The following is a 12,365-nucleotide window of genomic DNA, read 5'->3' on the forward strand; positions in this document are numbered from 1 at the left end:
GAAGGTTTACCGCATCACGCTCACCCACCGCTGGTGTTGATGGCTTTTCACAATGGCGTCAATGATATACATCACGTCAGCACCGTCCGCGAACGAGGCAAAACGACGCACCTCCGGCGCGGGCATTTTTCCTGCCTGCACCGCAAGATAAAACTGCTGCATCATGTTTTTAAAGGCATCCGGCCAGCCCTCAATATGCCCACCGGGAAAGTGCGCGCTGCCAGCCACATCCGCATTCATTAATCCGGGGTCGTCCGTCAGGATCTGATTCGCCTGCTGCCGGTGGCCGATCCACAGTTGCTGCGGCACCTCCTGATCCCAGGCCAGCGAACAGTGACTGCCGTTAATCTCAAATGTCAGCTGGTTTTTCCGCCCGGCGCTCACCTGTGAAACGCTGAAACAGCCTTTGCTGCCGTCATCAAAACGTACCAGCACCGCGCCTCTGTCTTCCGTGCTGACCGGTTTATCTACCCACTGGCGTTCCGTGAGCGGCTGAGTAAACGTCGAGCCCCCTTCCACGCTGGCCTTACGCGTTGGCCAGACCGTGGCAAGATCCGCCATCACCTCCACAATCCGCTTTCCAGTAACAAACTGCACCGTGTCGCACCAGTGTGAACCGATATCCGCCACCGCGCGTGAGCTCCCGCCAAGCGCGGGGTCTACGCGCCAGTTATAGTCGGTTTCCAGCAGCATCCAGTCCTGCAAATAACTGCCCTGCACGGAAAACTGCCGCCCGACGCTCCCGGCGCGTACCATGCTGGCGGCCTGCTGCACCATCGCAAACTGCCGGTAGACAAAACTCACGCCATGCACCACCCCCGCCTGCTCCGCCAGCGCGGCCAGTTCACGCGCTTCATCCGGCGTCATGCAGAGCGGTTTTTCGGAGAACACAGACAACCCCGCCCGCAACACCTGGCGATTGATGTCGGCATGAAGGTGGTTTGGCGTGCAGTTGTGTACCACCTGCAATCCCGGATGCGCCAGTAATGCCTCCACGCTGCCGTAAGCGTGCGGAACGTTTAGCGCCCGGGCTTTCTCCTGCGCCTTCTCCAGCGAACTGTCGCAAAGCGCAACCACCGATACGTTTCCCGGTCGGCGCAAGGCTTCAATATGCGCAGGGCCAATAAACCCGGTTCCGATAATACCAACCTGAATCATTTACGTACCTCATCACCCGCAGCGAAATCATCAAACGCATGCTCAGAAACCGGAATAATATGACGGCGAATAAATTCACTGCCCTCACGCGCGCCGGTGGCGGCTTCTTTCAGGCAGCACTCCCACTCCAGTACCGCCCAGCCGGGGTAATCATATTGGGCGAACTTGCTGAACAGCGTTTTGAAATCCACCTGTCCGTCACCCGGCGAACGAAACCGCCCGGCCCGCTCAATCCAGGGTTGATACCCGCCGTATACGCCGCTACGGCTACTGGCGCGATACTCGGCATCTTTCACATGAAACGCTTTAATGCGCGAGTGGTACACATCCACAAAACCCAGATAATCCATCTGTTGCAGCAGCAGGTGGCTGGGATCGTACAGAATATGGCAACGCGGATGATCGTCGACCAGCGCTAAAAAACGCTCGAACGTGACGCCATCGTGCAAATCTTCGCTGGGGTGAATCTCATAACACACGTCCACGCCATGCTCATCAAAGCAGTCGAGAATCGGTCGCCAGCGGCGCGCCAGTTCGCTGAACGCCTCGTCAAAACGCTGACGATTATGCGGTGGCCAGGGGTAAAAATAGGGCCAGGCGAGCGAACCGGAGAAGGTGGCATGTGCAGTCAGCCCCAGTTTTTGCGAAGCGGCGGCAGCCTGTTGCAACGTCTGCGTCGCCCATGCCTGTCGCGCCTGCGGGTTTCCGCGCACCGACGGCGGCGCAAAACCGGCAAACGCCTCATCATAGGCCGGGTGTACCGCAATCAGTTGACCTTCAAGATGGGTCGATAATTCACTGATGACCAGGCCGTGATCCGCCAGCATCCCGCGAATATCATCACAGTAGGTCTGGCTCACGGCGGCCTGTTCAACATCAAACAACGCTTTATGATTGCAGGGGATCTGCAAGGCCTTATAACCCAGCCCTGCCGCCCAACCAGCCAGCCCTTCCAGCGTATTAAACGGGGGTTGCCCCCCGATAAACTGCGCCAGAAAAATACCCGGTCCCTTAATGGTTCTCATAACCCCTCCTGAAAATTACGCCTGCTCTTTCTCGTCATACTTGAAAGCGAAAAGGAAAATCGCGGCAATCACCGCAGCGGCCACTGCCGGGAGCCACCAGAACGTCACCCAGGCCTGGGGAACCGCCTGCCCCGCCACCAGGCGGTTGTACAGCGCGCCGGAGATCTGCGAGCCGAGCAGCATACCGATGCCATAGGTAAACATGACGATCATACTTTGCGCCTGCCCCTTCACCTTTTCTCCGGCAATACGATCGGTATAGATAAAACCCACGACAAAGAAAAAGTCATAGCACACGCCATGAAGCAAAATACCGAGATAGAGCAGGAAGCGCCCCTCTTCGCTGATGCCGAGCGCAAAGAAGGCATAACGGACAAACCAGGCGCACATCCCGATCAGCAGCATGTATTTCACCCCCAGACGGCGGAACAGGAAGGGGATCACCAGCATAAAGACGATTTCGGACATCTGGCCGAATGACATCGCGGTGCTGACATCGCCCACGCCAGCATCCGCCAGGAACGAGGCGGTATAGGCGTAGTAAGTTCCCAGCGGCACGGAGATTAACGTCGCGCAAAGCGAGAACACAAAGAAGTGGCGGGTCTTGAGTAATGCAAACGCATCAGCGCAAAAAAGATCGCGTATCTTCACCGGCAACCCCTTCGCTGGCGCAGGGGTGTGCGGCAGCGTCAGGCTGTAGAGCGCCAGAATCACAGAGCAGAGCGCGGCAAGCGTGAAGATCCCGGTGGTGTCGGAAATCCCCGTCACGCCGATAAAAATACCGGCCACAATCCAGCCAATCGTGCCGAACACGCGCACAACCGGGAAGGTTTTATCTTTATCTGACAGGCTATGAAAGGCGATATTGTTGGTCAGCGCCAGCGTTGGCATGTAGCACAGCGTATAGCCAAACAGCAGCCCGATGAGCAATGCCCCGTTTTGCGCCACCAGCGCCTGCGGCACAAACCACAGAATCGCCGCCCCCGCCACATGCATCACCGCCATCACTTTTTGCGACGCAAAGAAGCGATCCACCAGCATCCCCAGTACAAACGGCGACAGGATGGAGGCGATCGGCCCGGCGGAAAACGCATCGCCAATCAGCAGCGACATGTTGTACTGGGTCATCACCAGCCCCAGCGTCACCGACCAGCTCCCCCAGATGAAGAACTGTAAGAACATCATTAACGACAGTCTCGGCACCAGCAGCCGGTACTGTACGGTCTGTTTTCCACTACTTTCGGTTGTCGACACCATTTTTTTGCCTCACCTTTAAAAAGTAATCGATTACAAATAAACTCAAAATGAAAAGTAATCGATTACAAAACAAAGATCCTGCGGATCAAATAAGAATTGCGAGGAGAGTCACGATAAAGGTGAAGTGTGGCGCGGCGCGCGATGTTGCGGGTGGCGGCTGTGCAGGCCCGGTAAGCGCAACGCCACCGGGCAGCAGGATTAACGGGTTTTACGGCGCAGTAATTTAAAGGCAACGAACAGGAACAGTATCCATACCGGCAGCAATATCGCCGACAGGCGCATATCGTCAATGGTACACATCAGAACCAGAATCATCGCCAGAAAAGCAATGCACAGGTAGTTCCCGGCAGGGTACAGCAACGCCCTGAACTGCGTGTCGCGACCTTTGCGCCGCATCGCCGCGCGAAAACGCAGGTGCGCCAGGCAGATCATAATCCAGTTCAGCAGCAGCGTGGCGACCACCAGCGCCATCAGTAAGCCAAAGGCTTTCTGCGGCAGCAGATAGTTGATGAGTACCACCAGCGAGGTGATAGCGCCAGAGAGCACCAACGAGTTCACCGGTACGCCACGGCGACTGACGCGGGTTAAAAACTTCGGCGCATTTCCCTGAACGGAAAGACCGAACAGCATACGGCTGTTGGAATAGACGCCACTGTTATAAACCGACAGCGAGGCCACCAGAATGACAAAGTTCAGCGCAGAAGCCACCACGTTACTGTCGAGATTATGGAAAATCATCACGAACGGGCTGCTGTTGGATTGCACTTCCACCCACGGATAAAGCGCTAACAGCACCACCAGCGAACCGATATAAAACAGCAGAATACGGTAAACCACCTGATTCACCGCTTTTGGAATACTTTTATGCGGATCGCGCGCTTCAGCGGCGGTGATCCCAATAAGCTCAAGCCCGCCGAAAGAGAACATGATCACCGCCAGAGAGAGGATCAGCCCGTTCCAGCCGGTAGCGAAAAAGCCGTTGTAGCGCCAGAGGTTCTCGATACTGGCATGTTCTCCCCCGTTACCAGAAAAGAGCATCCACAGGCCAAAGCCGATCATGCCGATAATCGCCAGCACTTTGATTAGCGCAAACCAGAACTCCGTTTCACCGTACAGGCGCACGTTCACGAGGTTAACGGCGTTGATGATAATGAAGAACGCGGCGGCCCAGATCCAGGTTGGAACATCGGGAAGCCAGTATTGCATATAGATACCGGCGGCAGTCAGCTCCGCCATCCCAACCAGTACGAACATGACCCAGTAGTTCCAGCCGGAAAGAAAACCGGCGAAGGGGCCCCAGTATTTGTATGCAAAGTGCGCGAAAGAGCCGGAAACGGGTTCTTCAACCACCATTTCACCCAGCTGGCGCATGATGAGGAAAGCGATAATTCCGGCGACGCCGTAACCCAGCAGAACCGCCGGGCCAGCCATTTGAATGGCGGGGCCAATCCCCAGAAACAGACCTGTACCAATTGCGCCGCCCAGCGCAATCAATTGAATATGGCGGTTTTGCAACCCCCGTTGAAGCGTCGGCTCTCCGTTCGACGCAGCATCAGGCAAACTGTTGCCAGATGCAGTTGACGCGTTTTTCACGCCCTACCCCTGTATCGTTTTTATTGAAGGGGCACCTTTTAACATTTCGCTATAGTTGCCGCAAGGCACAATCCTCAGGGATGCGCCAGGCATCCCTGCCTGACGCCCCGAGGCAACGCTATTTATTATTTGTTCAGATCAATACGCACCACGCTGTCTGGCGCATCAGTCGAGTGATCTTTATTGAATTTCTGTTTCACCGTGACATACAGCGTCTGACCATCGGCGGACAGCAGCAGGCTGTTTGGATTCGGCGGCAGATCCCAGGATTTCTTCACGCTGTAATCCGTCGCGTTGAGGCTGAGCAACTTCCCGGACTCACGCTGAGAAATATAAAGTTCATTGCGTTTCGGGTTGAATTTCACCGATAAGGAATCGCCCACATCCAGCTGTTTGATGAGTTTGCCCGTATGGATATCCAGCACCAGCGTGGTTTTCGCTTTGGAGTTGTCGGTAACAAACAGGCGACTGGTTTGCGTATCTTCCGCCATATTCAGCAGCAGCGCCGGTTTATCACCCAGCGGTTTCCAGCGTTTTTCTACGCGCTGCGTGCGAGGATTGATAACCAGAATTTCACCGCCGCCATTCGCGGCATAGATACGCTGCGTGCTGTCAGAGTAGTGCAGACCGGTCATCCATTTACCGGTATTTTTGATGCGGGTTTTCAGCTTCAGGGTGTCGGCATCGACGACCCAGATCACCGCCGGATCGGCAACGGCGCCGATATACAGCAGGCCGTTATGCAGCAGAACCTGACGCGCGCCGTACGGGAATCCTTCCGGGTTACGTTCCGGGAAGAGCACACGGTTTTTCACTTTGCCGTCGGCGGTATTCAGCGCGCTCACGCCGCCATCCAGCGAATTGGTGACATAGACGGTTTTACCGTCCGGCGAAATCGCCATACCGAAGTTTTTCAGGTCAGTGTGGCTGGCGCCAATGGTTTTCAGCGTCTTCGGGTCCAGTTTGTAGACCACCCCGCCCTGCACATCTTTAAAACCTTCGGCGCTGGCAACGTAAAGCGCATCGCCTGACGGGCTTAACGCCATTTCATACAATCCATCGGCTAAATCACGTTTCTGAACATCGGTCGCAACGGCTGGCGCAGTCGGCGTTGCCTGCGGCGCAACGGGGGTTGAAGAACCGGAAGTGGCCGCACAACCACTTAATGCAACGGCAATCAGCAGGGCCAACGCGGATGTTGTCTTTTTCATTTTGGAAATCCTTACCTGGGTAATGTGAACCATGTGAAAAAAGCCTGATAACGTCCTTTGCACGCGGCAGTGACGTGATGAACCATCCGTGTAGAGAGGGAAAGTCTTACGAACCGTAAGCGCATTCGCCGCCAGGCCATTAAATAATAAAGAGAATGAGAACTATACTTATTCTCTTTAGCGAAGCAAGAATAATTCACCCGAAAGACGAAATTTCAAAACGGTGGTTTGAAGTACAAGTCAGATAGACATACCTGGGCACATCGTATAATTTTCGTGAATTGTTCTGGACGAAAAGGCTTCACACACCACAGAATATGTTTTAATTTTTTTTCTATATTTTCAAACGCGTGAGTCGGATCTACTATCTGTCACTCGTTTTTGAGTCACGTCGGGCATCGGCTGTCATGAATAAAATCATTAAACGGTTAGAGATCGTCAAAAGCGCCATCGAACTTGAGGATGAGGAGATCATCCATCAGCAACTTGCGCACCTGAAAGACGCCTCTCTGGATGCGGCCATCGGCACCATTGCCCTGGCGATCGAGGAGCGACGTTTCGGCGACGCGATGCGTGAAATTGCCGCCTGGTTACAGTCCCAGCGCGCCGTCTCGACGTGGCAGGACCCCGGCATCGCCGCCAGCAAGCTGGAACTGAAGGCGCTCGAAACGCAGCTACGCGAGCTGATCGACAAACGCAATGCCCGCATCCAGATCCTCGACGACTTCAACGATTTGTATCACTTGCGCCTTGGCCCGCTCATGGGCCGTATTCTGGAGCTGCGCAAACAGCTGGCCGCCAGCGCGCAGCGTAGGCAAGAGGCCGAACTCAGACGACGTGAAAAGGACTATCAGTCCTGCCAGCAGTATATTTCTCAGGCTATCGATCAGTTAGTGAAGCTTAAACAGCACTGGGTAAGCCTTAGCTCAACCTCCCGGGAAGCGGTGGAAACCAGAGAGCGTATTCAGCAGCAGACGGAACTTATCACCTCCCTGCTGGCGGAAATTCGCGAGCTGGAGAATGATTTCTCACGTCAGGATGACAGCGCAACCCGACAGGCGCGTGAAGAGGCCGATCACGAATATGAGGAATATCAGGAGCAGCATCAGGATGCGCAGTACCGCTATGCGCGCGATCAGCGCCTCTCTGCTGATGAACGTAATGAGCTTAAACGCCTGTGGCGCCAGGCCAGCCGACTCTGCCACCCGGACGTGGTCGCCGATGAGCTGAAAGAAAAAGCGCACCAGATGATGGTTCAACTTAACCAGGCCAGGCAGAATGCCGACCTGGCCACGATCCGTTCGCTACTTACCCAGTTGCAAAGCGGTCTGGAGCCGATGCTGGCGAGCGACAGGCTGAACAATCTTGCCCATCTGCGCAGTAAGATAGAGCAACTCAGAACGCAAATTAACGCCCTGCTCAAAGAGATAAGCGAGCTGGAAACGGAGAACGCCTGGCGTCTTGCCACATCCGTAACCGACAAAGAAGCGTACTTTGCCGAGCAGGAGCGCGCATTAGCGGAAATTCGCGATACGCTGGAAGTTCAGGTAAAACATGCGGAACAAGAGATCCTCGCCGGGTAAGGCGGAGCGTCAGGGAGGCAGGGATACCTTTGCTCACAACATCATCATGACCACCCTTTACCCTTTATAGCCGTCGAACTTTATTGCCCATTAAAAAACTAATGATGATTCTTTCGATCTCTGCTTCTTCACGCGAATTTTTAAAATCAAAACGACAGGAGACCTGATAACAGGAATACAGCTGATTCTCTGCATCAAATTCATTGACCATCACCACATCCACCACTTTTAAGTCGAGTTGCAAATAGCCGAATTGTTCAAAATCCAGAGACGCGCCTTTTATGACGGCATCTTTATAGAGAAAACGCGTATTCGCATCCTGCGCAATTAATGCGCATCCACCCCTGGACATATTTTTAATTTTGAAAGAATAATTCTCTCCATTTTTATATCGTCCAAAGCAGTTGAAACTGTGTCCCTTCAGGAAGGAGAAGCGCTGATGCTGGCGTCGTTGTATAAGAAAGACCATCTCGGGAATGAAATACGCCAGCGCATTCTCCATGCCGTCTGACATTTCCTGATCAATTCTGGCGTTAAATTTTATAATTCCATTTTCACTATGGAGAATAAACGTTTGGATCTTTTTGGTGACAATATCCTTATGGTGAGGGATAACAAAATGTTCAAAATCAACTTTTTCCAGCTGCGTGACCACACTAGTGTTGGCATATTTAAGCTCTAGTTTAGTCTTCTTTAGTAGCTCTTCACGGAAAACAGCGATAATTTCAAACTTGTTATCCTTCATCAATCCAAAACTCATCAGCAAGTCCTTATTTTTTATTCGAGATACATCTCATTCTCGTTTATGTGAAAAACGCAAAATCGTCCCCCATCCCTGGCTTTTGATTACCATAATGGATTCCAGATCAAATAATTCGTGAGAAATTAAGTTTTTAACTATTTTTGCTGTTTTATTGATACATAAAAACATTCATAAATGATTAAAGTTAGCGTAACTTATGTGCTACACAATACAAATTTAACTCAAAATTATAACAATTTGGAATAACATCGCTGCTCGCGCCGCGATTCTGAAATAAAAAAAGAGGGATTGCAATATAAACTAAAGGAGTAGACTGTCGGATTTTTTCATTATGCGTGGAATTTACACTGCGGCATCGTCTTTAATATTGAAGAAGATCTGGAGAGCAAAAATGTAACGTCAGGAGGGAAAAAATAATAATGAACCTGAGCAGAAACACTTAAAATAAATTAACCTGTTAAGGCTTACTTTCTTTGCGGCGATAAAGACAAAATATTCGCCACGCAACAGTAATAACTTGATTTTAAAAGATAAACATAATTCACCGTTCAATACGCTATGGCATCTCATCCGGCCCATGAAGCGTACTCCACGGGCCGGACGACTGGCGCAGCAGGTATAACGTTATGAGCGCTTATGTTGATGCGTGCGCAACCACATCAGTTTATACGCCGCCGGAATGATAAATAGCGACAGCAGCGGCGCGGTGATCATACCGCCAATCATCGGCGCGGCAATACGGCTCATCACTTCTGAACCCGCCCCGGTTCCCCATAAAATAGGTAACAGACCGGCGATAATCACCGCCACGGTCATGGCCTTTGGCCGCACGCGGAGAACCGCACCGTGGTACAGCGCCTCATCAAGTTTCTCTGCCGTAAAGGTTTGTGGATTATCCAGAGACGGCTCCGCTTCAATCGCATGACGCAGGTACATCAGCATGACCACGCCAAACTCTGCGGCGACGCCTGCCAGCGCGATGAATCCTGTTCCGGTGGCAACGGACAAATGAAAGCCCATCCAGTACAGGAACCAGATCCCGCCGACCAGGGCGAAAGGAACGCTGGTAATGATCAGCAGCGCTTCTCCCACCCGACGAAACGCCAGATACAGCAGAACGAAAATAATCATCAGCGTCATCGGCACCATCAGCTTCAGCTTATGGCTGGCGCGTTCAAGCAGCTCAAACTGCCCGGAAAACGCCACGCTGGTTCCCGGTTTCAACTGCACCTTTTCCGCGATCGCTTTTTTCAGATCGTTAACTACCGACACCATGTCACGATCGCGCGCATCAATATAGATCCAGCTTGCAGGTCGGGCATTTTCGGTTTTCAACATCGACGGTCCTGGCGCGATCTTCACGTCCGCCACATCCGCCAGGGTAATTTGCTGCTGCATTGGCGTCAGAATCGGCAGTTGACGTAAGGTTTCCGGGCTGTCGCGATAGCGTTGCGGGTAGCGCAGATTAATGGGATAACGCGCAATCCCCTCCACGGTTTCGCTTACCATCGCCCCACCGACTGCGGAGGTAATAAACAGTTGTACATCACCGACGGTCATCCCGTAACGGGCGGCTTTTTCACGATGAATGTCGATATTGAGGTAACGGCCTCCTTCCAGCCGTTCCGCCAGCGCCGACGCAACGCCCGGTACGGTTCTGGCAACCTCTTCGATCTGCTCCGCCGTGGCATCAATATCAGCCAGCACGGTGCCGGACACTTTAATGCCAATCGGACTTTTTATCCCGGTAGACAACATGTCGATTCGGTTACGGATTGGCGGCACCCACAGATTCGCCAGCCCCGGTAAGCGCACCGTTTTATCCAGTTCTTCGATGATTTTGTCCATCGTCATTCCCGGTCGCCACTGATCCTGCGGTTTCAGTTGGATAGTCGTTTCCACCATCTCCAGCGGCGCAGAGTCGGTGGCCGTTTCCGCCTTGCCGGTTTTGCCGAACACGCGCGCCACTTCCGGCACCGTCATGATCAGCTTATCGGTTTTTTGCAGCATATCCGCCGCCTGCGCCGCCGAAATCCCCGGTAGCGTGGAAGGCATATACAGCAGATCGCCCTCGTTAATTTGTGGTAAGAATTCCCCGCCCACTTTATTAAGCGGCCAGATGACCGTCAGGATCGAAAGTACCGCCACCAGCAGCGTGGTCTTCGGCCAGTGCAGCACTTTCAACAGCAGCGGGTGATAAATGCGGATCAAAAAGCGGTTAAGCGGATTACTGCTCTCTGCCGGGATCTTGCCGCGAATCCAGTAGCCCATCAGGATCGGGATCACCACGATCGCCAGGAAGGCCGCCCCTGCCATCGCATAGGTTTTGGTGAATGCCAGCGGGCCGAACAGGCGTCCTTCCTGCCCTTCGAGGGTAAAAATCGGGATGAACGACAGGGTAATAATCAGCAGACTGATAAACAGCGCCGGGCCCACTTCCACCGAGGCGTTCGTGATAACTTTCCAGCGCGTTTCGTTATCCAGCGGGTCGCCGGGATGCTGGTGCCCCCACTCCTCCAGCCGTTTATGCGCGTTTTCGATCATCACAATCGCGGCATCTACCATTGCCCCTACCGCAATGGCGATCCCGCCGAGCGACATAATATTGGCGTTCAGCCCCTGAAAATGCATCACGATAAAGGCAATACAGAGGCCCAGCGGCAACGAAATGATCGCCACCAGCGCAGAGCGGACATGCCACAGGAACAGCGCGCAGACCAGCGCAACCACAATAAACTCTTCGAGCAATTTGTAGCTGAGGTTATCAATAGCGCGGTCAATCAGCTGGCTGCGATCGTAGGTTGTCACGACGTCAACGCCTTCCGGCAGGCTGCTTTTCAGCGTTTCCAGCTTCGTCTTCACGGCGGAAATAACGTCCCGGGCGTTTTTACCGGAACGCAGGATCACCACCCCGCCCGCTACTTCGCCTTCGCCGTTCAGCTCAGCAATGCCCCGGCGCATTTCCGGGCCAATCTGTACGCGGGCGACATCGCGAAGGTACACCGGAACGCCGTTCTCACCGGATTTCAGCACAATGTTGTTGAAGTCATCGAGGGTCTGCAAATATCCGCTGGCGCGCACCATGTATTCCGCTTCTGACAATTCGACGGAGGAGCCCCCCGCCTCCTGGTTGGACATATCCAGAGCCGACTTCACCTGCGCAAGGCTGATGCCATACTGCGTGAGTTTCATCGGGTCGATAACGACCTGGTACTCTTTCACCACGCCGCCGACCGAGGCCACTTCCGCCACATTCGGAATGGTTTTCAGCTCATACTTTAAAAACCAGTCCTGTAAAGAGCGCAGTTCCGCCAGATCGTGTTTACCGCTGCGATCCACCAGCGCATATTCAAATATCCAGCCGACGCCGGTGGCGTCTGGCCCCATTTCCGCGCTGACGCCCGCAGGCAGTTTCCCCTGCACCTGATTGAGGTACTCCAGCACGCGGGAACGCGCCCAGTAGGGATCGGTGCCATCTTCAAAAATGACGTACACGTAAGAATCGCCAAACTGCGAGAAACCGCGCACCGTCTTCGCGCCTGGCACCGACAGCATGGTGGTCGTCAGTGGATAGGTCACCTGATTTTCAACAATCTGCGGCGCCTGTCCCGGATAGCTGGTTTTCACAATCACCTGCACGTCAGACAGGTCAGGCAGCGCATCAACCGGCGTGTTAATGATGGTCCAGGTTCCCCAGATGCTGAGGAACAGCGCCCCCATCACAACCAGAAAACGGTTCGCTACGGAGCGGCGGATAATCCATTCAATCATTTGT

At 53.6% G+C, this 12,365-nt stretch carries 8 protein-coding genes; 1 reads left to right on the top strand and 7 read right to left on the bottom strand.

Features of this window, described 5'->3' with window-relative positions:
* Positions 1-6 precede the first annotated feature (6 nt).
* From OGV50_RS18720 to OGV50_RS18740, 5 genes are all read right to left on the bottom strand, one after another.
* A complete protein-coding gene (locus tag OGV50_RS18720) occupies positions 7-1,158 on the bottom strand; it encodes a Gfo/Idh/MocA family protein (RefSeq protein ID WP_200091917.1) in 1,152 nt (383 codons plus the stop codon).
* Positions 1,155-2,183 carry a sugar phosphate isomerase/epimerase family protein gene (locus tag OGV50_RS18725; protein WP_060815862.1) on the bottom strand — a complete coding sequence of 343 codons (1,029 nt, stop codon included), beginning with the start codon at positions 2,181-2,183 and terminating at the stop codon, positions 1,155-1,157. The genes OGV50_RS18720 and OGV50_RS18725 overlap by 4 nt, the downstream gene beginning before the upstream one ends.
* A gap of 15 nt (positions 2,184-2,198) precedes the next feature.
* On the bottom strand, positions 2,199-3,440 hold the full coding sequence (locus OGV50_RS18730) for an MFS transporter (protein ID WP_049010302.1): 1,242 nt from the start codon (positions 3,438-3,440) through the stop codon (positions 2,199-2,201).
* A gap of 198 nt (positions 3,441-3,638) precedes the next feature.
* Positions 3,639-5,033, bottom strand: a complete 1,395-nt coding sequence (gene pheP, locus OGV50_RS18735; RefSeq protein WP_024130568.1) for a phenylalanine transporter — start codon at positions 5,031-5,033, stop codon at positions 3,639-3,641.
* Positions 5,034-5,158: 125 nt separating this feature from the next.
* Positions 5,159-6,244, bottom strand: coding sequence for a YncE family protein (locus OGV50_RS18740; protein WP_199971344.1), 1,086 nt, complete (start codon positions 6,242-6,244; stop codon positions 5,159-5,161).
* A 407-nt stretch (positions 6,245-6,651) separates the two neighbouring features.
* On the opposite strand from OGV50_RS18740, the gene OGV50_RS18745 reads away from it, so the two are divergent.
* Positions 6,652-7,827, top strand: a complete 1,176-nt coding sequence (locus OGV50_RS18745; RefSeq protein WP_200075492.1) for a coiled-coil domain-containing protein — start codon at positions 6,652-6,654, stop codon at positions 7,825-7,827.
* Between the two features lie 64 nt (positions 7,828-7,891).
* Here OGV50_RS18745 and OGV50_RS18750 read toward each other — a convergent pair whose 3' ends face one another.
* Both OGV50_RS18750 and OGV50_RS18755 read right to left on the bottom strand, forming a co-directional pair.
* The gene (locus tag OGV50_RS18750) at positions 7,892-8,587 is read right to left on the bottom strand and encodes a flagellar brake protein (RefSeq protein WP_012133436.1); all 696 of its coding nucleotides are present in this window, start codon (positions 8,585-8,587) and stop codon (positions 7,892-7,894) included.
* 627 nt (positions 8,588-9,214) lie between these two features.
* Positions 9,215-12,361: a CusA/CzcA family heavy metal efflux RND transporter gene (locus OGV50_RS18755; protein WP_200073842.1), complete on the bottom strand. Its 3,147-nt coding sequence runs from the start codon at positions 12,359-12,361 to the stop codon at positions 9,215-9,217.
* Between the last annotated feature and the right edge of the window lie 4 nt (positions 12,362-12,365).

The organism is Citrobacter sp. CK180 (assembly GCF_030333655.1).
Taxonomy (GTDB): domain Bacteria; phylum Pseudomonadota; class Gammaproteobacteria; order Enterobacterales; family Enterobacteriaceae; genus Citrobacter_B; species Citrobacter_B koseri.